The sequence below is a fragment of the Streptomyces sp. NPDC002619 genome, from assembly GCF_042889305.1.
Taxonomy (GTDB): domain Bacteria; phylum Actinomycetota; class Actinomycetes; order Streptomycetales; family Streptomycetaceae; genus Streptomyces.
The window spans coordinates 1-24,099 of sequence record NZ_JBIAQV010000064.1; the positions used below are offsets into that span (position 1 = coordinate 1).

Sequence of the window (24,099 nt, forward strand, 5' to 3'; positions counted from 1 at the left end):
TCGCCGGGAGTGGCCCGGAGACGCGAAACGGACGTGGAGCCGACCGTAAGACCCCGCCCAGCGGGGCAGGTGGCGTTGAAGCGTCTACCCCGCATTGATACCTCCCGGTATTGAGTGAGGCGGGGACCTTCGCCCAGCAATGGGCGAATCACTGAGATTCATTGAAACTCGGTGAACGGCTGCCTACAGCTACGGCGGCTCGGGTCCGTGGAAAGCGGGGCTGACGGTGATCGGTCAGCCGCGGTCAGCGGACGGTGCCTGAGCGGTCAGCGGACCCGGGCAACCTCTTTTCCAGGAAGCCGACAGCGTCACCGAATGGAAGAGGAGCCCCTCATGAACGAGCAGACCTTCACCACCGCCGGCCGCCGCGTCCTCATCTCCGGCGCGAGCATCGCAGGCCCCGCCCTGGCCCTGTGGCTGAGCCGCTACGGCTACGAGGTCACCGTCGTCGAAAAGGCCCCCGCGCTGCGCGGCGGCGGCTTCGCCGTGGACTTCCGCGGCCAAGTGCACCGCACGGTGCTGGAGCGCATGGGCATCTGGGACGAGGTGAACCGGCACCAGACCTACATGGGCGAGCAGACCTTCGTCGACGAGGCCGGCACCGGGCAGATGCGGCTCGACCCGTCGTTCATGAGCGGCGACGTGGAGATCTTCCGCGGCGACCTCTCCCGCATCCTGTACGAACGCACCAGGGACAGCGTGGAGTACGTCTTCGGCGACTCCATCGCCTCGCTCACCGAGACCGCCGACGAGGTCCACGTCGCCTTCGAGCGCTCCGCACCCCGCACCTTCGACCTGGTGGTGGGCGCCGACGGCCTGCACTCCAACGTGCGCCGCCTCGCCTTCGGGGACGAGTCGCAGTTCCTGCATCACCTCGGCTACTACGTGGCCGGCTTCGACGCCCCCAACCACCTCGGCCTGGACCGCACCGCACGCTGGTTCAACGCCCCCGGCCGCGGCGTGTGCCTCAACAACTACGGCCGCGACCCCCGTACGGCAGGCGTCCTGATGGTCTTCGAGTCCAAGAAGCCCCTGGTCTACGACCGGCACGACATCGCCGCCCAGAAGCGGTTGCTCGCCGAGCGGTACGCGGGCCTGGGCTGGGAGGTGCCGCAGGTGCTGACGGCCCTCGAGCAGGCCGACGACCTCTACCTGGACGCCGTCGCCCAGATCCGCATGGACCGCTTCTCCAAGGGCCGCGTGGTGCTGCTGGGCGACGCCGGCTACGGCGCCACCATGGGCGGCATGGGCACCGGACTCGCCGTCGTCTGCGCCTACGTCCTCGCCGGCGAACTGGCCACCCACCCCGACCACAAGGCCGCCTTCGCCGCGTACGAGGCACGGATCCGGGAGTTCGCGCAGGGCTGCCAGAAGACCGCCGCAGGCGCCGGACCGATGCTGGCCCCGTCCACCGCGGCCCGCATCCGCCGCCGCAACCGCGCCTACAAGGTCCTCAACGCCCCGCTGCTGGCCGGATACCTGGCCCGCCTGACGGTGAAGTCCGCCACCAACATCGAGTTGAAGGACTACCCGCGGCCCGTGCCGGTCGCGTCGCAGTACGCCCGCTGAGCCACCGCGGGCAGGGTCCGCCCCGGCGCGATGCCTTGGGTATCGCGCCGGGGCCCGCCCGTGTTGTTTTTCCGGTGGCACTCCAGACGAATTCGAGGACCCTATGGCGGCCCACCATCCCGCTTCCTAGGGGGAGATAGGGGTGTGACCACTGCTGCGCCTCCCATACCGTGGCTGTCGGGGTTTTCGGGACCCTCCCTTTTCATGTACCGACCCACAAACTCAAATCGGGGGTGCGGCGTTGGTCGGCCACCTGCATCTTGAAGAAAACGGAATACATTCCGACCCGCCGGCGCACGGCGAACTCGTGCACGGACTTCTGGACGACGCCGAGGAGAAAACGCCGAACGCCCCCGCGGTCCGTGATGCGCACGGCGTGTGGACGTACCGCGAACTGGCCGCCCACAGCCGGGCCTTCGCCCGCTGGCTGAGCGACCGCGGAGTGCGCCGCGGCGACCGCGTCGTGCTGCAACTGCCCACCGGCCGCGAACTGGTCGCCATGTTCCACGGCGCCCTGCGGTGCGGGGCTGTCTTCGTACCGCTCAACCCGTCGATGAAGGCCTTCCACCTGCGCCACGTCATCGGCAACGCCGAGCCCGCCCTGGTCATCGGCGACGAGGCGACCGCCGAGAAGCTGGCCGAGGCGACCACCCGCCCCATCGAGCGGATGGCCGCCCTGTGGCCCGAGGTGGAGCGACTGCGCGCGCTGGACGCCACGTTCACCGACCCGGAGGTACGCCCCGACGACGTGGCGACCCTCATCTACACCTCCGGCTCGACCGCCGCGCCCAAGGCCGTGATCTGCCCGCACGCCCAGGTCGCCTTCGCCACCCGCGCCCTGACAGAGGCCCTCGGTTACCGCAGCGACGACGTGGTGCTGTGCCGCTTCCCGATGTCCTGGGACTACGGCCTGTACAAGGTCCTGATGACCTGCGCCGTCCGTTGCGAGGTGGTTCTCGCCGAGCGGGACTCCGACCTGCAGCTGCTGCGCCGGATGCGCGAGGTCGGCGCCACGGTCGTCCCCCTCGTCCCCTCGCTCGCCACGATGCTCGTCACCCTCGCCGAGCGCTCCCCCGGCGGGCAGGCACCGGTGCGGATGTTCACCAACACCGGCGCCGCGCTGCCTCAGGCCACCATCGACACGCTGCGCGCGCACTTCCCCGGAGCCCGGGTGGTGCGCCAGTACGGCCAGACCGAGGCCAAGCGGATCACCGTCATGCCGCCCGAGGAGGATCGCGAGCGCCCCGGTTCCAGCGGCCTGCCGCTGCCCGGCACCCAGGTGCTGATCCTGGACGGCGACGGCAGCCCCGTGCCGGCCGGGGAGGTCGGTGAGATCGTCGCCGTCGGCCCGCACGTCATGCCCGGCTACTGGCGCAACGACGAGAACACCGCCAAGGCGTTCCGCACCGACCCCGCCACCGGCGAACGGCGCCTGCACACCGGCGACTACGGCCGGCTCGACGGGGACGGCTACCTGTACTTCGAGGGCCGCCGCGACGACATGTTCAAGCGGAAGGGCTTCCGCATGAGCACCGTCGAGATCGAGGCCGCCGCCATGGACGTCCCCGGCATCCGGGCCGCCGCCGCGCTGCCGCCCAGCGACAAGCACGACCTCGCCCTGTTCGTCGAGGCCGACCTCACCCCCGGCGCCGTCCGCAAGGAGCTGGCCCGCCGCCTCGAGCCCGCGAAGGTGCCCGCGATCTGCCGGGTTCTCACCGAGTTCCCGCTCACCCAGAACGGAAAGAACGCCCGGCAGGAACTCGCCCTGCTGCTCGACGGGAGTGCGTTATGAGCCAACCCGCCTTCGACCCGGCCCGGCTGGCCGAGGAGTACGGCACCCCGCTGTACGTGTACGACCTCGACCGGGTCCGTGCCGCGCGGCACGACCTGTTCGGCTGGCTGCCGGAGGGCTTCGAGGTGTACTACGCCTTCAAAGCCAACCCGCACCCGGATCTCGCCCGCGCCCTGCGCGACGGCGACGGCCCCGCCTGCCGGGCCGAGATCAGCTCAACCGGAGAACTCGCCGCCGCCCTCGAGGCCGGCTACCCGGGCTCCGACATCCTCTACACCGGCCCCGGCAAGACCGACGGCGAACTGGCCGAGGCCATCGCCGCCGGGGTGCGCCACTTCTCCGCCGAGTCACTGACCGACCTGGAGCACATCGGCGCCGCGGCGCTGGCCCAGGGCACCGTCGCCGACTGCCTGCTGCGGATCAACAGCGCCACGGCCGGCGCCACCACCAGCATCCGCATGACCGGCACGCCCACCCAGTTCGGCATCGACAGCGAGACCGTCGCGGACATCGCGGCGCGGCTGCGCGAGGTCCCCGGCACCCGGGTGGCCGGACTGCACCTGTTCTCGCAGAGCAACGCCCGCGACGAGGCCGCCCTGATCGAGGAGCTCACCCACACCCTCGAGGTCGCCGCGGCCATGCAGGAGGACCTGGGCGTCCCGCTGCGGCTGATCGACGTCGGCGGCGGGTTCTCCGTGCCGTACGCCCAGCACGGCGAGCGCGCCCGCTATCCCAAGCTGCGCGGCGAGCTCGAGGCCGCCCTCGACGTGCACTTCCCGCTGTGGCGCGAGGGCACGCCGAGGCTGGCGGTCGAGTCGGGCCGCTACCTGTCCGGCGACAGCGGCACGCTCGTGGCGCGGGTCAGCAACGTCAAGGTCAGCCGGGGCAAGAAGTTCGTCATCCTCGACGCCGGCATCAACACCTTCGGTGGCATGTCGGGCCTCGGCCGGCTGCTGCCGGTCACCGTGCACGTCGACACCGGCGCCGAGACGGAGAAGGCCAGCCTGGTCGGGCCGCTGTGCACGCCCGGCGACATCCTGGGCCGGCAGATCGAGGTCCCGGCCGGACTCGCCCCCGGCGACCTGGTGCGGGTCGGCAACACCGGCGCCTACGGGCCCACTTCCAGCCTGCTGATGTTCCTCGGCCGGCCCGCGCCGGTCGAGGTCGCCGTCAGCGGCGGCGAGGTCGTCTCCGCGACGCGCATCGAGCACACGCGCGTCCCGCAGCGGCGGGAGGCCGCCGGTGACTGAGCTCTCCACGCCCGCCGGCCGGCTCCCGGACGCCGCGGACGGTTTTTCCGACCGTCCCCGGGGGACCGTGATCGTCTCCTCCGTCGCCTCCGACTCCCACACCTGGAACCTCGTCTTCCTGCAGCTGCTCATCGAGGAGTGCGGCTACGACGTGGTCAACCTCGGCCCCTGCGTGCCCGACGAACTGCTGGTCGCCGAATGCCTTGCCCACGACCCGGAGATGGTCGTGATCAGCAGCGTCAACGGGCACGGCTACCAGGACGGCATGCGGGTCATCGAGCTGCTGCGCGACCGCGCGGAGCTCGAGGAGACCCCCGTCGTGATCGGCGGCAAGCTCGGCACGGACGGCCCCGAGGGCGTCAGCCGGGTGCTGGAGCTGACCCGGGCCGGATTCGACGCCGTCTTCGAGGACGGCCAGGACCCGGTCGCCGACTTCCGCACCTTCCTGCAGGCCCGGCCGCAGGCCGAACTGACCCACGGCGACCCGCTCAGGATCAGCGCTTGACGCTCTCCGCCCTGGAGGGGGGAGATTCTTACGGCTCGCGCCGTGAGACTTCCTGTTTCATCGCCGACTGCCCGCCCGGAGTTCTCCGTTGAGGTCTTACACCGGCTCCACAGGCTGCAACCGCCCGTCCGGCGGCCAGAAGGTTCTTCGCTGCGTTCACGTCCCGGTCGTGGGTGGTGCCGCAGTGGCACGTCCAGGTGCGGACGCTCAGCGGCATCTTCTCGGCGAGGGCGCCGCAGTGAGAGCACAGCTTGGAGGAGGGGAAGTAACGGTCGACCGCGATCACTTCCCGCCCGTACCAGGCGGCTTTGTACTCCAGCATGCTCCGGAAGTCGGCCCACGCGGCATCGCTGATGGCGCGGGCGAGCTTCCGGTTCCTGGCCATGTTGCGCACGGTCAGGTCCTCGATCACGAGCGTTTGGTTTTCGCGCACGAGTCGAGTGGTCAGCTTGTGCAGGTGGTCACGGCGCCGGTCGGTGATCCGGACGTAGATCTTGGCGACCTTGCGGCGGGCCTTGGCCCGGTTGGCTCCCTCACCCCTGGCCTTGCGGGCAAGGTGTCGCTGGGCCTTCGCGAGGCGGGCCCGGTCCAGGCGCTCGTGACGGGGGTTGGCGATCTTCTCCCCGGTGGAGAGGGTCAGCAGGTGGTCCAGGCCCACGTCGATACCAACCGCCGTATCCGTGGCGGCAAGCGGCTTCACACCGGCGTCCTCGCACAGCAGGGAGACGAACCAGCGGCCGGCCGCGTCCTGGGACACCGTCACCGTCGAGGGCTGCGCACCCTCGGGCAGGGGACGCGACCACACGATGTCCAGTGGCTGCGCCATCTTGGCGAGAGTCAGATTCCCGTCCCGGAAGCGGAACGCGCTGGTCGTGTACTCGGCCGACTTCCGCGACTTCTTCCGCGACTTGAAACGCGGGTACTTCGCCCGCTTGCCGAAGAAGTTGTTGAACGCCACCTGCACGTGCCGCAGCGCCTGCTGGAGCGGCACCGAGGACACCTCGTCGAGGTACGCGAGTTCCGCGGTCTTCTTCCACGCTGTCAGCATCGCCGACGTCTGGTGGTAGTTGACCCGCTCCTGCCGCGCCCACGCCTGCGTACGGGCCGCGAGCGCCATGTTGTAGACCTTGCGCACGCATCCGAACGTGCGCGACAGCTCGGCTGCCTGCGCATCAGCCGGATAGAAGCGGTACGTGAACGCCCGCTTCACGGTCACGGCTCACAAACTATCACGCCAACTAGTGACCATCTGCAGCGAGTTGGCTGGCCAACGGTGATCCGCCCTGAGGGCGAATCCCTCTTTTCCTGCCCTGCTCCGCAGGAGCCCGTTTCCTCTCCGCCCTGAAGGGCGGAGTATCCACGGAGGAACCCGATGACCGATCACCTCCCGCAGCCGGACGGGGCCGCCGAACGCGCCGAACGCCCGGCCGACTTCGGTGAGTTCGTCCGCCGCCGGGGCGCCGCCGACCGGCTCGTGGTCCAGCCCCGCATGGGCTTCGGCGACCCGGCCAGGATGCGTGAGGGACTCCTCGCCACCAAGCTCGCCGACGGTGCCACCGTGGGCACCCTCACCCTGGACAGCTACACCCGCGTCGGCGACCTGGAGGCCGTGGAGACAGCCCTGCGCGAGGGCATCAGCCTCAACGGATACCCCGTCGTCAACCACCCCGCGGCCACCACGGACGCGGTGCTCGACGGCATCCGCGACGCCACGTTCCCCGTCCAGGTCCGGCACGGTTCGGCCACCCCGCTGGACATCTTCCGGGCCCTGTCCCGGCTGCGTCTGAACGCCACCGAGGGCGGCCCCGTCTCGTACTGCCTGCCCTACGGCCGGATCCCGCTCGCGGAGTCGGTGCGCAACTGGGAGGACTGCTGCGAGCTGTACTCCTGGCTGCGCGACATCGGGGTCGAACCACACCTGGAGACCTTCGGCGGCTGCATGATGGGCCAGCTGTGCCCGCCCTCCCAGCTGGTCGCGATCAGCCTGCTCGAGGCGCTGTTCTTCGCCCGGCACGGCATCCGCTCGCTGTCCCTGAGCTACGCCCAGCAGACCGACATGGGCCAAGATCAGGAGGCGGTGCTGGCGCTGCGCCGGCTCTGCGCCGAGCTGCTGCCCACCACCAACTGGCACATCGTCATCTACGCCTACATGGGCGTCTATCCGGAGACCTACCGGGGCGCCCACCGGCTGCTCGGCCGCGCCGCCGCCCTCGCGGTCACCACCGGTGCGCCGCGCCTGATCGTCAAGACCGTCGCCGAGGCCCGCCGTATCCCGACCGTCACGGAGAACGTGCTGGCCCTCGAGTACGCCACCGCCATCGCCCGGGCCACCGAGCCGGGCGACCCGGCGGCCCACGAGCACACGGACACCCAGACCTACCGCGAGGCGCGCGCCCTGGTCGACGCGGTGCTGAACCTGCACGAGGACATCGGGCAAGCCCTCCTCGTCGCCTTCCGCCGCGGCTACCTCGACGTGCCGTACTGCGTGCACCCCGACAACGCGGGCCGGGCGCGCAGCCACATCGACCCCGACGGCAGGCTGCGCTGGGCCGGGACCGGAAACCTTCCCCTGCGCGGAATCGCCGAGCGGACCGCCGTACGGAAAATCGGCTCGGCGGATCTATTGAAGGATCTCTTCCACGTACGGATGGCCTACGACGATCCCCAGGGCGAACTCGGCGATCCACGGGTCGGGGAACTCGCCCGAAATTAATGGGCCGGGTAGGGGCGGATAGGGGTAGGGGAAGCGCTCGCAGCCGACCTAGAGTCACAAGTCCCGGTCTGCCACCGGCCTTTCACCGATTCATGTTTTTCCGCGATATCGCAACAGGGTGTGGAGTATGCAGATGAGCGGGTACGGAAGCTTTGTTTCTGCCCTTGAGCGTGCCCGACTCGAGTCGCTTCCGCCGGGGGAGCAACTGCGCCTCCTGCTCGATCTGGTGTGCTCCCGCGCGGCGGAGGTGCAGCGGCAGATAGCGTCCGGGACGGGCCAGGAGGAGCAGCCGCGGGCCTTCGTGCCGGACCGCCCCTTCCGGGACCAGGGCCTCGACTCGCTCGGACTGGTTGCGCTGCAGCAGCGGTTGAACACCGCCACCGGGCTGTCCCTGCCGCCCACCGTCGGCTTCGACCACCCCACCCCGGCCGCGCTCGCCGAGCACCTGCGCACCGAGGTGCTCGGGCTGCCGGCGGCGCCGGAGACCGTCCCCGCACCGGCCGCGCGGCGCGGGGACGCCGACGAGCCGATCGCCGTCGTCGGCATCGGCTGCCGCTACCCGGGCGGCGTGCGCTCCCCCGAGCAGCTGTGGCAGCTCGTCGCCGAGGGCCGGCACGTCATCGAGCCCTTCCCCGCCGACCGCGGCTGGGACCTGGAGGGGCTGTACCACCCGGACCCCGAGACGCCCGGAACGACGTACGTCCGGCACGGCGGATTCCTCCCCGACGCGGGCGAGTTCGACGCGGAGTTCTTCGGGATCTCCCCGCGCGAGGCCCTCACCATGGACCCGCAGCAGCGCCTCGTCCTGGAGACCGTCTGGGAGGCCCTGGAGCGCACCGGCACCGACCCGGACCGGCTGCGTGGCACTCGTACGTCCGTGTTCATCGGCGCCGAGCCGCAGGAGTACGGCGTCCGGCTGCACGAGGCGCCCGACGGGCTCGACGGATACCTGCTGACCGGCAACGCGCCCAGCGTCATCTCCGGGCGGGTCGCCTACACCCTGGACCTGGACGGACCGACCCTCACCGTCGACACCGCCTGCTCCTCCTCGCTGGTCGCGCTGCACCTGGCCGTGCAGTCGCTGCGCGCGGGGGAGTCCACGCTCGCCCTGGCCGGCGGTGTCGCCGTCATGGGCAGCCCCGGTGTCTTCACCTCCTTCAGCCGTCAGCGGGGCCTCGCTCCCGACGGTGTCTGCAAGCCCTTCGCGGCCGCCGCCGACGGCACCGGGTTCGCCGAGGGCGTCGGCGTCCTCGTCCTGGAGCGACTCTCGGACGCCCGCCGCAACGGCCACCGTGTCCTCGCCCTGGTGAAGGGCTCCGCCGTCAACCAGGATGGCGCCAGCAACGGCATCACCGCGCCGAGCGGCCCCGCCCAGCAGCGGGTGGTGCGTGCCGCCCTCGCCGACGCGGGCCTCACCGGCGCCGACGTCGACCTGGTCGAGGCGCACGGCACGGGCACCACGCTGGGCGACCCGATCGAGGCGCACGCCCTCATCGCGACGTACGGCCGGGGCCGCGACGCCGAACGGCCGCTGCGGCTCGGCTCGGTCAAGTCGAACATCGGGCACACCCAGGCCGCCGCCGGTGCCGCCGGCGTGATCAAGGTGATCATGGCGATGCGGGAGGCGGTGCTGCCGCGCACCTTGCACGTCGACGCGCCGTCCCCGAACGTGGACTGGTCCGCCGGCACGGTGGAACTCCTGACCGAGCCCCTGCCCTGGGATTGTGCCGAGGCCCCCCGCCGCGCCGCCGTCTCCTCCTTCGGCGTCAGCGGAACCAACGCCCACGTGATCATCGAGGAAGCGCCGCCGGAGCCTGCCGAGGACGAGACGAAACCGTCGGAGCAGCCCCGTACGGTCCCCGTCCCCGTCGCCTTCTCCGCGCGCGGTGAGGGCGCCCTGCGCGCGCAGGCCGGGCAGCTGCTGGAACTGCTGCGGGAGCGGGACGAGGTCGACGCCCACGTGCTCGGCCACTCCCTGGCCGCCACCCGCGCCGTGCACCGGCACCGCGCCGTCGTCGTCGCCGAAAACCGGGCGGAGCTGATACGTGCCCTGACGGCCGCCGCCGCCGACGGAGGCACCGACCGGGCGCTCACCTTCAGGTCGGTCGACGGCGGGCGGCTCGCGTTCCTGTTCACCGGTCAGGGCAGCCAGTTCGCCGAGATGGGACGCACACTCTACGAGACGTACCCGGTGTTCGCGAAGGCGCTGGACGCCGCCATCGGTCACCTCGACCTCCAGCTCGAACGCTCCTTGTGGGACGTGCTGTTCGCCCCCGAGGGCTCCGCCGACGCGGGGCTGCTCGACCAGACGGCGTACGCGCAGAGCGCCCTGTTCGCCCTTGAGGTCGCCCTGTTCCGGCTGCTGGAGTCGTGGGGTCTGAAGCCCGACTACCTCGCCGGGCACTCCCTCGGCGAACTGAGCGCCGCCCACGTCGCCGGCGTGCTGAACCTGGACGACGCCGCCACCCTGGTCGCCGCCCGCGGCCGTCTGATGCAGGCGCTCCCGGCGGACGGCGCCATGGCCGCCGTACAGGCCACCGAGGAGGAGGTGCGCGCCCACCTCGGCGAGCGCGTGAGCATCGCCGCCGTCAACGGCCCCGACGCCGTGGTCGTCTCCGGCGACGAGACCGAAGTCCTGCGCATCCAGGCCCACTTCACGGCCGAGGGCCGCAAGACCAAGCGGCTGCGGGTCAGCCACGCCTTCCACTCGCCGCTGATGGAGCCGATGCTCACCGAGTTCGCCCGGGTGGCGAGCGTCCTCGACTTCAAGGCCCCGGCGATCCCGGTGGTCTCCAACGTCACCGGCCGGATCGCCACCGCCGCCGAACTGTGCTCCCCCGAGTACTGGGTCCGCCACGTCCGCGAGGCCGTCCGCTTCGCCGACGGCACCCGCGCCCTGCGCGAGGCCGGCGTCACCACCTTCCTCGAGGTCGGCCCGGACGCGGTGCTGTCCGCGATGGCCCCTACCGCCGTCGCCGACGCGGCGGACGGCGAGGACCTCGCCTTCGTCGCCGCCCAGCGCCGTGGCCGCGACGGCCGGCGCGAACTGCTCACCGCCCTCGCTGAAGTGCATACCCGCGGCGCCGCCGTCGACTTCGCCGCCCTGCACCCGGCCGACCTGCCCCGCGTCGAGTTGCCCACCTACCCCTTCCAGGGCCGCCGTTACTGGCTGCAGGCCCCGGCCGCCACGGGCGATGCCACCGCACACGGGCAGATCGCCCTCGACCACCCGCTGCTGGGCGCGGCCGTACCGCTGGCCGGCGCGGGCGGCACCGTGCTCACCGGCCGGCTGTCGCTGCACACTCAGCCGTGGCTGGCCGACCACCGCATCTCCGGCGTCGCCCTGCTGCCCGGCACCGCGTTCGTGGAACTCGCCGTGCAGGCCGGCAACCAGGTCGGCTGCGCGCACATCGACGAGCTCAACCTGCTGACCCCGCTGGCCCTGCCGCAGGGCGGCGTCGTGCTCCAGGCCGTGGTCTCCGCCCCCGACACCGACGGCCGCCGCGACCTCACCTTCCACTCGCGCGCCGAGTCCGCCCCGGACGACGCCCCCTGGACCGAGCACGCCGCCGCCGTCCTCAGCCCCGAACCGGCTCCCGCCCCGGCGCCCCTGCCGGGCCAGGGCCAGTGGCCGCCGGCCGGCGCCCGGCCGGTCGACCTCACCGGCCTGTACGAGCGGATGGCCGGGCAGGGCTACGGCTACGGCCCCTCCTTCCAGGGCCTGCGCGCCGTGTGGCGGGCTGGCGACGAGGCGTTCGCCGAGGTGGCGCTGCCCGCCGACGCGGCCGCGGATGCCGCCGCGTTCGCCCTGCACCCGGCGCTGCTCGACGCCGTCCTGCAGTCCACCGACCTGGCCGTCGACGAGCCGGAGCCCACCGAGACGCGGCTGCCGTTCGCCTGGACCGGGGTGTCGCTGTACTCGACGGGCGCCTCCGTGCTGCGCGTCCGAATCGTGCCCGACGGCCCCGACGCGGCCGCCCTGACGCTGTACGACACCGCGGGCGCCCCCGTGGCCCGGGTGGACGGCTTCCTGGTGCGGCCGGTCGCCGAGGACGCCCTGCGCGCCGCCCGCGCCCACACCGAACTGCCGATGCGTCTGGACTGGTACGAGGTCCCGGCGTCCGGAGCCGCCGCCGACCGGCAGCCCGCCGTCCTCGCGGTCACCGCCCCGGCGGGCGGGGACGTGCCCGCCGCCATGCGCGCCACCACCGGTGAGGTCCTCGACCGGCTGACGGAGCGCCTGTGGGACGAGGACGCCGAGTCCCGGCTCGTCGTGGTCACGCGGGACGCGGTCTCCACCGGCCTCTTTGACACCGTCGACGTCACTCAGGCCCCGGTGTGGGGTCTGGTGCGCTCGGCGCAGGCCGAGAACCCGGGCCGGATCGTCCTGCTGGACATCGACACCGCCGAGGCCTCCATCCAGGACATCGCCTTCGCCGCCGCGTCCGACGAGCCAGAACTCGCCCTGCGCGAGGGCCGTTTCCTCGCCCCGCGCCTGGTCCCCGCGGACCCGGGCGAGGGTACGCAGCTGCCGTGGGACGGCACCGGCTCGGTGCTGGTCACCGGCGGCACCGGCGGCCTGGGCGCGCTGATCGCCCGGCATCTGGTGGCCGAGCACGGCGTACGGCACCTGATCCTCACCAGCCGCCGTGGCCCGGACGCCCCCAGTGCCGCCGAACTCCGCGACGAGCTCACCGAGTTGGGCGCCGACGTCACCATCACCGCCGCCGACGTGTCGGACCGTCGGGCGCTGGCGGACCTGATCGCCGCCGTCCCCGCCGAGCACCCACTGACCGGCGTCGTGCACACCGCCGGCATCGTCGACGACGGGCTCGTCACCGCGCTCACCGCCGACCGGCTCGACACCGTACTGCGGCCGAAGGCCGACGCGGCCTGGCACCTGCACGAACTCACCAGGGACCTGGGCCTGAAGGCCTTCGTCCTGTACTCCTCCACCGCCGGCTACCTGGACGGCGCCGGACAGGGCAACTACGCGGCCGCCAACGTCTTCCTCGACGCACTCGCCCAGCACCGCCGGGAGCGGGGCCTCGCGGCCACCTCCCTCGCCTGGGGTCTGTGGACCGGCGACCGCGGCATGGGCGCCCAGCTCGACCGGGCCGCCCTGCAGCGCATCGCCCGCCTCGGCCTGGAACCGCTCGGGCCCGACGAGAACCTCGCCCTGCTCGACGCCGCCCTGACCGTCGACCGCGCCGTGCAGATACCGGTCCGCGTGGACCGGCACGCCCTCGAGAGCCGCACCGACGGCGTACCGCCGCTGCTGTCCCGCCTGGCCCGCACCCCGGTGCGCCGCGCCGCCGTGGCCGGCGAGCACGGCGTCCCCGTCGCCGAGGGCCTCGCCCACAGCCTCGCCGGACTGCCCGACGCCGAGCGCGCGGAGGCGCTCCTCGACCTGGTCCGCGCTCAGGTCGCCGCCGTACTCGGCCACGACAGCGCCGCCGCCGTCGAACCGGGCCGCGCGTTCAGCGAGACCGGCTTCGACTCCCTGGCCGCCGTGGAACTGCGCAACCAGCTCAAGGCCGCCACCGGTCTGCGGCTGCCCGCCACCCTGATCTTCGACTACCCCAACCCGAAGGCACTCGCCGCCCACCTCAGCTCCCGCCTGACCGGCGACGGCACCGCCCCGGCCCGTAGGCCCGCCGCCACAGCCGCACCGGCACACGACGACGAGCCGATCGCGATCGTCGCCATGAGCTGCCGCTACCCGGGCGGGGTCGAGACCCCCGAGGACCTGTGGCGGCTGGTCGCCGAGGGCCGCGACGCCGTCACCGCCTGGCCCACCGACCGCGGCTGGGACCAGAGCCTGTACGACCCCGAGCCGGGCGTCTCCGGCAAGAGCTCCAGCAACGAGGGCGGCTTCCTGCACGACGCCGCCGACTTCGACCCGGAGCTGTTCGGCGTCAGTCCGCGCGAGGCCCTCGGCATGGACCCGCAGCAGCGGCTGCTGCTGGAGATCACCTGGGAGGCGTTCGAGCGCGCCGGGATCGACCCGCGCTCCGTGCACGGCAGCGACACCGGCGTCTTCGCCGGAGTGATGTACCACGACTGGGCCACCCGCCTGAACGAGGTGCCCGAGGAGGTCGCGGGCTACATCGGCAACGGCAGCCTCGCCAGCGTCGTCTCCGGCCGCCTCTCCTACGTCTTCGGGCTCGAAGGCCCCGCGGTCACCGTCGACACGGCCTGCTCCTCCTCCCTGGTCGCCCTGCACTGGGCGATTCAGGCGCTGCGACGCTCCGAGTGCTCCCTCGCCCTGGCGGGCGGTGTCACCGTGATGGCGACGCCGGACACGTTCGTCGACATGAGCCGTCAGCGGGGCCTCGCCTCCGACGGCCGCTGCAAGTCGTTCGCCGCCGCCGCCGACGGCACCGGCTGGGGCGAGGGCGCGGGCATGCTGCTGCTCGAGCGCCTGTCCGACGCCCGCCGCAACGGCCACCGAGTCCTCGCCGTGGTCAAGGGCACCGCCGTCAACCAGGACGGCGCCAGCAACGGCCTGACCGCGCCCAACGGCCCCTCCCAGGAACGGGTCATCGAACAGGCCCTGGCCGCGGCCGATCTGACCGCCGCCGACGTGGACGCGGTCGAGGCGCACGGCACGGGCACCACCCTCGGCGACCCGATCGAGGCCCAGGCGCTCCTCAACACCTACGGCAGGCAGCGCCCCGAGAACGGCGCCCCGCTGCGGCTGGGCTCCATCAAGTCCAACTTCGGTCACACACAGGCCGCTGCGGGCGTCGCCGGCATCATCAAGATGGTCGAGGCGCTCCGCAACGGCGTCCTGCCCAAGACCCTGCACGTCGACGCGCCCAGCTCCAAGGTCGACTGGTCCGACGGCGCGGTCCAGCTGCTGACCGAGGCCCAGGAGTGGCCCGCGACGCCGGGCCGTCCGCGCCGGGCCGGCGTCTCCTCCTTCGGCATCAGCGGCACCAACGCCCACGTGATCGTGGAGGAGGCCACCGAGGAGCCGGCCCCCGAGCCCGCCCGGGTCGGGGCGCCGCTGGTGACCTGGCCGGTGTCCGGCAAGACCTCACAGGCGGTGCGCGCCCAGGCGGAGCGGCTGCGGTCCTACCTCGCCACGCTCCCCGACGACGACCTCGCCTCCGCGGGCCTCGCCCTGGTCACTTCCCGAGCTGCCCTCGACCACACCGCGGTCGCCACCGGCACCGACCGGACCGAACTCGCCCAGGCCCTGGAGTCCATCGCCACGGGCCAGTCCATCACCGAGGCGACCACCGGAAAGCTCGCCTTCCTGTTCACGGGGCAGGGGGCGCAGCGCGTCGGTATGGGACGCGAACTCTACGACGCGTTCCCGGTGTTCGCGGAGGCCTTCGACGGCGTGCTCGCCGAGCTGGATCTGCCGCTGCGGGATGTCATCTGGGGTGAGGACGCCGGGCGGCTGGGTCGTACGGAGTTCACGCAGCCTGCGCTGTTCGCGATCGAGGTGGCGCTGTACCGGCTGGTGGAGTCGTGGGGTGTCAAGCCCGACTATCTGGCCGGCCACTCGATCGGTGAGTTCGCGGCCGCGCATGTCTCGGGTGTCCTGTCACTGAGGGACGCGGCCAGGCTGGTTTCTGCGCGTGGCCGGTTGATGCAGGCCCTGCCGGAGGGCGGGGCGATGGTCGCCGTGCAGGCCACGGAGGACGAGGTTCGTCCGCTGCTGGCCGACGGCATCGGTATCGCGGCCGTCAACGGGCCTACGTCCGTGGTCGTCTCGGGCGTCGAATCGGAAGCCCTACGCATCAAGGCGCACTTCGAAGCCGAGGGCCGTAAGACGACCCGCCTGAAGGTGTCGCACGCTTTCCACTCGCCGTTGATGGAGCCGATGCTCGACGAATTCCGTGCCATCGCCCAGGAGTTGTCGTACGGCACCCCGTCCGTCCCGATCGTCTCCACCCTCACCGGCACTGCGGTGAGCGACGATCTGTCCGACCCGGAGTACTGGGTCCGCCACGTCCGCGAAGCCGTCCGCTTCGCCGACGCCGTCAAGGTGCTGGCGGACAAGGGTGTCACCCGCTTCCTCGAGCTCGGTCCGGACGCGGTCCTGACCGCGATGGGTCAGCAGACCGCCGAAGGCGCCTTCGTCCCCGCGCTGCGCCGCGACCGCGACGAGAGCCGCGAGGCGGTGTCCGCGCTGGGCAGGCTGCACGCCCTCGGTGTTCGCGTCGACTGGGCCGCCTACTACGGCGCCCCCGAGAACGTGCCGCCGCGCACCGACCTGCCGACCTACGCCTTCCAGCGCCACCGCTACTGGCTGGACGCCACCGGCTCCGGTGCGGGCGACGTCGGTTCCGCCGGTCTGACCCCGGTCGACCACCCGGTGCTCAGCGCCCTGGTCAGCTCGCCCGAGCCCGATGGCGGTGTGGTGCTGACGGGGCGGTTGTCGGCGGGCGGCTCGTGGGTCGCGGATCACGTGGTGCTGGGCAGTGTGCTGCTGCCGGGTACGGCGTTCGTGGAGCTGGCGGTGCGGGCCGGTGACGAGGTCGGTTGCGGCCGGCTGGAGGAGCTGACGCTTCAGGCGCCGCTGGCGGTGCCCGAGCGCGGTGCGGTCCAGGTCCAGGTCGTCGTCGGCGGCCCGGACGCCACCGGTGCGCGCACTGTGAGTGTCCACTCGCGGGAGGAGGGTTCCTCCGGGGCGTGGGTGCGGCACGCGTCGGGTTCGGTGGCGCCGAATGTCGAGACACCCGGGTTCGATCTGGTGCAGTGGCCGCCCGCCGATGCCGAGCCGTTGGCCGTGGAGGGCGCGTACGAGGCGCTGGCGGGCCGAGGTTATGGGTACGGGCCGGTGTTCCAGGGGCTGAAGGCGGCCTGGCGGCGGGGTGAGGACGTGTTCGCCGAGGTGGCTCTGCCGTCGTCGGCGTATGCGGAGGCGGCCCGGTTCGGGCTGCACCCCGCCCTGCTCGACGCCGCCATGCACGCCGACCTGCTCGGTGAGGACGGCGCAGCGGACGGCGACACCCTGCTGCCGTTCTCCTGGAACGGGATCACCCTGCACGCCACCGGAGCCACCGAACTCCGCGTCCACATCCGTCGGGTGCGCGGCGACGAGCTGTCCGCGATGTGGGTCGCCGACGCCACCGGGCAGCCGGTCGCGACCGTAGAGGAACTGGTCTCGCGCGCAGTCGCCCCCGAGCAGCTCGCCGCGGCCGGCAACCGCCGCGACGAGTCCCTGTTCCGGGTCTCCTGGAAGGAGCTGCCGCTCCCGGAGGCGGTCGCGGAAACCGTCGTACGACTGCCCGGACTGCCCGAACTCGGCGATGAGATACCCGAGTTCGACGACCTCGCCGCGCTCGGCGCGTGGGTCGACCAGGGCGGTGAGGTGCCCCGCACGGTGCTCGCGCCCCTGCTGTCCCTCGCCGAGGACGACGTCCTGGAGGCGACCCGCGCCCAGTCCGCCGCCGTCCTGGAGACGGTGCGCGCGTGGCTGGCTGACGAGCGGTTCTCCGGCTCCCGGCTCGTCGTCGTCACCCGGTACGCGGTCGCCGCCCGCCTCTTTGACACCCTCGACCTGGCCCAGGCGCCGGTGTGGGGTCTGGTGCGGGCCGCGGAGGCGGAGAACCAGGGCCGGTTCGCGCTGCTGGACACCGACGGGCGGGACGAATCCCTCGCCGTCCTGGCCGCCGCGGCCACCTCCGGAGAGCCGGAACTCGCCGTCCACGGAGGCCACTTCGCCGTACCGAGGCTGGTCCCCGCAGACCCGGGCGAGGGTACGCAGCTGCCGTGGGACGGCACCGGCTCGGTGCTGGTCACCGGCGGCACCGGCGGCCTGGGCGCGCTGATCGCCCGGCATCTGGTGGCCGAGCACGGCGTACGGCACCTGATCCTGACCAGCCGCCGGGGCCCGGACGCACCGGGCGCCGCCGAACTACGCGACGAGCTCGCACGTCTGGGCGCCGAAGTCACCGTGGCCGCCGCCGATGTGTCGGATCGTCAGGCGGTGGCGGATCTGATCGCGGCCGTCCCCGCCGAGCACCCGCTGACCGGCGTCGTCCACGCGGCCGGCGTGACCGACAGCGGGCTGGTCGGCGAGCTCACCCCCGAGCGGTTCGACACCGTGCTGCGTCCGAAGGCCGACGCCGCCTGGCACCTGCACGAACTCACCCGCGAACTGGACCTGACGGCCTTCGTACTGTTCTCCTCGGCGGGCGGCACCGTCCTCGCCGCCGGGCAGGCCAACTACGCGGCCGCCAACGTCTTCCTCGACGCGCTCGCCCACCGGCGCAGGGGAGCAGGACTGGCCGCCACCGCACTCGCGTTCGGCATGTGGAGCGTCGACACCGGCATGGGCGCCGTCACCGACGCAGACCTCGAGCGGATGCGCCGGCTCGGCCTGCCCGCCCTGGACGCCACCGAGGCCCTCGCCCTGTTCGACGTGGCCCTCGCCACCGGCGCCCACCAGATCATCCCGGTGCGCGTCGACCGCGCCGCACTGGGCGCCCGGACCGACGAACCGCCCGCGCTGCTGCGCGGCCTGGTCCGCGGCACCGGCCGCCGCAGTGCCAAGGCGGCCCAGGCCGGCGGCGCGGGCGGCTTCGCCGAGCGGCTGGCCGGGCTGAGCGACGCCGACCGCGACCGCACCGTACTCGAACTGGTCCGCACCCAGGTCGCCGCCGTCCTCGGACACACCGGCGCGGAGTCCGTCAGCCCGGAGAAGGCGTTCCGCGAACTGGGCTTCGACTCCCTCGCAGCCGTCGAGCTGCGCAACGCGCTGGGCGCGGCCACCGGCCTGAAGCTGCCCGCCACCCTCGTCTTCGACCACCCGAACTGCCGCGCCGTCGCCGCCCTCATCAAAGAGAAGTCCGGCGCCACCGCGGGCTCCGCGCGCCCGGCCGCGGGCCGCACCGCCCCCAAGGCGGCCACCGGCGGGGACGACCCGATCGCGGTCGTCGGCATCAGCTGCCGCTTCCCCGGCGGCGTACGCTCCGCGGACGACCTGTGGCAGATGCTCCTCGACGAGCGCACCGCGATCACCCCGTTCCCCACCGACCGCGGCTGGGACCCGGAGGGCGTCTTCGACCCCGAGCCGGGCACCCCGGGCCGCACCTACACCGTCGAGGGCGGTTTCCTGCACGACGCGGGCGAGTTCGACCCCGAGTTCTTCGACATCATGCCGCGCGAGGCCCTGGCCATGGACCCGCAGCAGCGCCTGCTGCTGGAGGCCGCCTGGGAGGCCCTCGAGCGCACCGGCACCGACCCCACGGCCATGCGCGGCACCCGGACCGGCGTGTACGTCGGCTCGATGTACCACGAGTACGCCACCCAGGCCGGGCAGGTCTCCGACGACCTGGCCGCCTACCTCGGCAACGGCAGCGCGGGCAGTATCGCCTCCGGGCGCGTCTCCTACACGCTCGGCCTCGAGGGACCCGCGGTCACCGTCGACACGGCCTGCTCGTCCTCCCTGGTCGCCCTGCACATGGCCTGCCAGGCGCTGCGCCAGGGCGAGGTCGACATGGCGCTGGCCGGCGGTGTCACCGTGATGCCGACCCCGGACATCTTCGTGGACTTCAGCCAGCAGCGCGGGCTTGCGCCCGACGCCCACTGCAAGTCCTTCGCCGGCGCCGCCGACGGCACCGGCTGGTCCGAGGGCATCGGCCTGCTCGCCGTGGAGCGCCTTTCGGACGCCCGCGCGGCCGGGCACCCCGTGCTCGCCGTGATCAAGGGCTCGGCGATCAACCAGGACGGCGCCAGCAACGGCCTGACCGCGCCCAACGGCCCCTCCCAGGAACGGGTCATCGAACAGGCCCTGAAGGCGGCCGGCCTCGGCACGGGCGACGTCGCCCTGATCGAGGGCCACGGCACCGGCACCCGCCTCGGCGACCCGATCGAGGCACAGGCGCTGCTCGCCACCTACGGCCAGGACCGCCCCGAGGACCGGCCGGTCTGGCTCGGCTCCATCAAGTCGAACATCGGGCACGCCCAGGCCGCGGCCGGTGTCAGCGGCGTGATCAAGGCGATCATGGCCCTGCGGCACGCGTATCTGCCGAAGACCCTCCACGTCGACGAGCCCTCGCCCAACGTGGACTGGTCGGCCGGTGCGGTGCGGCTGTTGACCGAGCCCATGCCGTGGCCGGAGCACACCGGCCCGCGCCGGGCCGCCGTCTCCTCCTTCGGCCTGAGCGGCACCAACGCCCACGTCATCCTCGAACAGGCCCCGGAACCGGCGGAACCGGACCCGACGAAGACCTCCCCGGCGGGCCCTGCCTGGCCCGTACTGCCCCTGCTGCTCACCGCCAAGAACGCCCAGAGCCTGCCCGCCCAGGCGGACCGGCTCCGCGCCCACCTGGAGGAGCACCCCGAGCTGAGCCTGCTCGACGTCGCCTCCTCCCTGGCGACCTCGCGCGCGGCCCTCGACCACCGCGTCGCCCTGACCGCCGCCGACCGCGACGAGGCCGCGCGCGCCCTCACCGCCCTGGCGGAAGGCCGCCCCTGGCCCGGCGCCGTCACCGCCCGCGACCGTAGCGACCGCCTGACGGCGTTCCTGTTCACGGGGCAGGGGGCGCAGCGCGTCGGTATGGGACGCGAACTCTACGACGCGTTCCCGGTGTTCGCGGAGGCCTTCGATGCCGTGCTCGCCGAGCTGGATCTGCCGCTGCGGGATGTCATCTGGGGTGAGGACGCCGGGCGGCTGAGTCGTACGGAGTTCACTCAGCCTGCGCTGTTCGCGGTCGAGGTGGCGCTGTACCGGCTCGTGGAGTCGTGGGGTATCAAGCCCGACTACCTGGCCGGCCACTCGATCGGTGAGTTCGCGGCCGCGCATGTCTCGGGTGTCCTGTCGCTGACGGACGCGGCCAGGCTGGTTTCTGCGCGTGGCCGTTTGATGCAGGCTCTGCCGGAGGGCGGGGCGATGGTCGCCGTGCAGGCCACGGAGGACGAGGTTCGTCCGCTGCTGGTCGACGGCATCGGTATCGCGGCCGTCAACGGGCCTACGTCCGTGGTCGTCTCGGGCGTCGAGGCGGAAGCCCTACGCATCAAGGCGCATTTCGAGGGCCTGGGCCGTAAGACGACCCGCCTGAAGGTCTCCCATGCCTTCCACTCGCCGTTGATGGAGCCGATGCTCGACGAATTCCGTGCCATCGCCCAGGAGTTGTCGTACGGCACCCCGTCCATTCCGATCGTCTCCACCCTCACCGGCACTGCGGTGAGCGGCGAGCTGTCCGACCCGGAGTACTGGGTCCGCCACGTCCGCGAAGCCGTCCGCTTCGACGACGCCGTCAAGGTGCTGGAGTCGGCCGGTGTCGGCACCTTCGTGGAGCTGGGCCCGGACGCCGTACTCACCGCGATGGGCCGGCAGTCCGCCGAGGAGGCGGTGTTCGTGGCCGCGCTGCGCCGCGGCCGGCCCGAGACCCGGGAAGTGGCGTCGATGCTGGGGCAGTTGCACGCCCTGGGCGCGAAGCCCGACCGGGCCGCCGTGTACCCGGGCGCCCGGCGGGTCGACCTGCCCCCCTACGCCTTCGAGAAGCGGCACTTCTGGCTCACCCCGCAGGAGCCCGAGACCGTCGGTGCGACCGATGCCGCCGGGCTCGGTCTCGTCGACGCCGGGCACCCGCTGCTGGGCGCGGTCCTGTCGCTGCCCGATGGCGGTGTGGTGCTGACGGGGCGGTTGTCGGTGGCCGGTTCGTGGGTCGCGGATCACGTGGTGCTGGGCAGTGTGTTGCTGCCGGGTACGGCGTTCGTGGAGCTGGCGGTGCGGGCCGGTGACGAGGTCGGTTGCGGCCGGCTGGAGGAGCTGACGCTTCAGGCGCCGCTCGTGCTGCCCGAGCAGGGCGCGGTCGCCCTGCAGGTCGTCGTCGGCGGCCCCGACGCGGCGGGCGTGCGCACTGTGAGTGTCCACTCGCGGGAGGAGGGTTCCTCCGGGGCGTGGGTGCGGCACGCGTCGGGTTCGGTGGCGCCGAATGTCGAGACACCCGGGTTCGATCTGGTGCAGTGGCCGCCCGCCGATGCCGAGCCGTTGGCCGTGGAGGGCGCGTACGAGGCGTTGGCGGGCCGAGGTTATGGGTACGGGCCGGTGTTCCAGGGGCTGAAGGCCGCCTGGCGGCGGGGTGAGGACGTGTTCGCCGAGGTGGCTCTGCCGTCGTCGGCGTATGCGGAGGCGGCCCGGTTCGGGCTGCACCCCGCCCTGCTCGACGCCGCCAGCCACGTGGACCTGCTCGACGACTCCGACAGCACCGTGCTGCCGTTCGTCTGGAACGGGATCACCCTGCACGCCGCCGGAGCCACCGAACTCCGCGTCCACCTGCGCCGGATCGGCGGCGACGACGTCACCCGGCTGCACCTCGCCGACGCGACCGGACAGCCGGTGGCCACCATCGACGCGCTGGTCTCCCGGCCCGCCTCGCCGCGGCAGCTCACCGCGGGCCCCGCCGCCGGGGCCGACTCGGTGTTCCGCTTCACCTGGCCGCAGGGCCCAGCGCTCACCCCGGACGGCGGCACCCTGCCCCTGTTCGACGCGGTGCGCGACACGGACGGGACCGTCCCGCCGTACGTCCTGCTCCCGGTGCCCTCCGGCACCGGCGACCTGGGCGAGGCGGCCCGGACGGTCACCCTCGATGTCCTGGCGGCGGCCCAACTCTGGCTCACCGACGCCAGGTTCGCCGCCTCCACGCTCGTGGTGCAGACCCGGGGCGCCGTCGCGGTCACCGACGACGAGGACCCGGACGTCACGCAGGCCCCGGTGTGGGGTCTGGTGCGCTCGGCGCAGGCGGAGAACCCGGGGCGGTTCGTCCTGCTGGACGTCGACGGCACCGAGGCCTCCGCGGGGGCCGTCGCCGCCGCTGCCGCCTCCGGCGAGAGCGAACTGGCACTGCGGGACGGCCGCGCGCACGTCCAGCGGCTGGCCGCCGTCGAAGCGGGCGGTACCGCAGAACTGCCGTGGGACGGCACCGGCTCGGTGCTGGTCACCGGCGGCACCGGCGGTCTGGGCGCGCTGGTGGCCCGGCATCTGGTGGCCGAGCACGGTGTACGGCACCTGGTGCTGACCAGCCGCCGGGGCCCGGACGCGCCCGGTGCCGCCGAACTCCGCGACGAGCTCGCCGGGTTGGGCGCCGACGTCACCGTCACGGCCGCCGACGTGTCGGACCGTCGGGCGGTTGCGGACCTGATCGCGGCCGTCCCCGCCGAGCACCCGCTGAGCGGCGTCGTGCACGCCGCCGGCATCGTCGACGACGGGCTCGTCACCGCGCTCACCGCCGACCGGGTGGACGCCGTACTGCGGCCCAAGACCGACGCGGCCTGGTACCTGCACGAACTCACCCGCGAGCTGGACCTGAAGGCCTTCGTGCTCTTCTCCTCCACCACCGGCTTCTTCGACAACGGAGGCCAGGCCTCCTACGCCGCGGGCAACGTGTTCCTCAACGCGCTCGCCCAGCACCGCCGCGCCCAGGGCCTCGCGGCCACCGCGCTGGTCTGGCACCTGTGGGCGGGCGACGGCATGGCAGCCGCCCTCAGCGACGCGGTCGTCGAGCGTCAGCGGCATCTCGGCATCCCGGCGATGGACCCGGACCAAGGACTCGTCCTGCTGGATGCGGCCCTGACCGTCGACGCGGCACTGCTCGCACCCCTCGCACTCGACCGGGAAGCGCTCAGGGACTCGGCGGAACCGCCGGCCCTGCTGCGGGACGTCGCCCGCACCGCACCCGCGGCGCCGCGCGGCCCGGCCCGCACCGCCGCGCGGTCGGCCCAGGCACCTGCCGTCGAGGAGCCGAAGTCCCTGGTCGACGAGCTGGCCGGGCTCGAGGAGGCCGAGCAGCTGCGCATCGTCCTGGACCTGGTGCGCTTTCACGTCGCGCTCGTCCGGCATGCCGAGCCCGCGACGATCGACGTGCGGCGCGGCTTCACGGAGCTGGGTCTCGACTCGCTGGCGGCGATCGAGCTGCGCAACGGCCTGGCCGAGGCCAGCGGGATCCGGCTGCCCGCGACGCTGATGTTCGACTACCCCAACTCCGAGGCGCTGGCCCGCTTCCTGCTGGAGGAACTGAATCCGCCGGCCGTCGCGCCGAGCCGCCCGGCCGTGCCCGTCGTCGAGGAGCCGAAGTCCCTGGTCGACGAGCTGGCCGGGCTCGAGGAGGCCGAGCAGCTGCGCGTCGTCCTCGACCTCGTGCGCTTCCACGTTGCCCTCGTCCGCCACGACGAGCCCCATGCGATCGACGTCAAGCGCGGCTTCACCGAGCTGGGTCTCGACTCGCTGGCGGCGATCGAGCTGCGCAACGGCCTGGCCGAGGCCAGCGGGATCCGGCTGCCCGCGACGCTGATGTTCGACTAC

7 protein-coding genes are annotated in these 24,099 nt (G+C 72.9%); 6 read left to right on the forward strand and 1 reads right to left on the reverse strand.

What is annotated here, in order from left to right; genetic code table 11:
• Positions 1-333: 333 nt before the first annotated feature.
• The 4 genes from ACFYXB_RS41455 (at position 334) to ACFYXB_RS41470 (ending at position 5,116) form a co-directional block, all read left to right on the forward strand.
• The gene (locus ACFYXB_RS41455) at positions 334-1,569 is read left to right on the forward strand and encodes an FAD-dependent monooxygenase (RefSeq protein ID WP_389590325.1); all 1,236 of its coding nucleotides are present in this window, start codon (positions 334-336) and stop codon (positions 1,567-1,569) included.
• Between the two features lie 307 nt (positions 1,570-1,876).
• Positions 1,877-3,361, forward strand: a complete 1,485-nt coding sequence (locus ACFYXB_RS41460; RefSeq protein WP_389590327.1) for an AMP-binding protein — start codon at positions 1,877-1,879, stop codon at positions 3,359-3,361.
• The gene (locus ACFYXB_RS41465; RefSeq protein ID WP_389590328.1) at positions 3,358-4,611 is read left to right on the forward strand and encodes a type III PLP-dependent enzyme; all 1,254 of its coding nucleotides are present in this window, start codon (positions 3,358-3,360) and stop codon (positions 4,609-4,611) included. The genes ACFYXB_RS41460 and ACFYXB_RS41465 overlap by 4 nt, the downstream gene beginning before the upstream one ends.
• Positions 4,604-5,116, forward strand: coding sequence for a cobalamin B12-binding domain-containing protein (locus ACFYXB_RS41470; protein ID WP_389590330.1), 513 nt, complete (start codon positions 4,604-4,606; stop codon positions 5,114-5,116). The genes ACFYXB_RS41465 and ACFYXB_RS41470 overlap by 8 nt, the downstream gene beginning before the upstream one ends.
• Before the next feature lie 28 nt (positions 5,117-5,144).
• On the opposite strand, the gene ACFYXB_RS41475 is transcribed toward ACFYXB_RS41470, so the two are convergent.
• Positions 5,145-6,326, reverse strand: a complete 1,182-nt coding sequence (locus ACFYXB_RS41475; protein ID WP_389590342.1) for an RNA-guided endonuclease InsQ/TnpB family protein — start codon at positions 6,324-6,326, stop codon at positions 5,145-5,147.
• Between the two features lie 162 nt (positions 6,327-6,488).
• Here ACFYXB_RS41475 and ACFYXB_RS41480 point away from each other — a divergent pair, with 162 nt between their 5' ends.
• Positions 6,489-7,829: a methylaspartate mutase gene (locus ACFYXB_RS41480; RefSeq protein ID WP_389590332.1), complete on the forward strand. Its 1,341-nt coding sequence runs from the start codon at positions 6,489-6,491 to the stop codon at positions 7,827-7,829.
• A 118-nt stretch (positions 7,830-7,947) separates the two neighbouring features.
• Positions 7,948-24,099 (forward strand): SDR family NAD(P)-dependent oxidoreductase (locus tag ACFYXB_RS41485; RefSeq protein WP_389590334.1); only part of this gene is annotated, 16,152 nt, incomplete at its 3' end.

Excerpts from the sequence above, each read along its gene's own strand:
- ACFYXB_RS41480 (WP_389590332.1), top strand. The coding sequence starts at position 6,489 with ATGACCGATCACCTCCCGCAGCCGGACGGGGCCGCCGAACGCGCCGAA.
- ACFYXB_RS41465 (WP_389590328.1), top strand. The coding sequence starts at position 3,358 with ATGAGCCAACCCGCCTTCGACCCGGCCCGGCTGGCCGAGGAGTACGGC.
- ACFYXB_RS41455 (WP_389590325.1), top strand. The coding sequence starts at position 334 with ATGAACGAGCAGACCTTCACCACCGCCGGCCGCCGCGTCCTCATCTCC.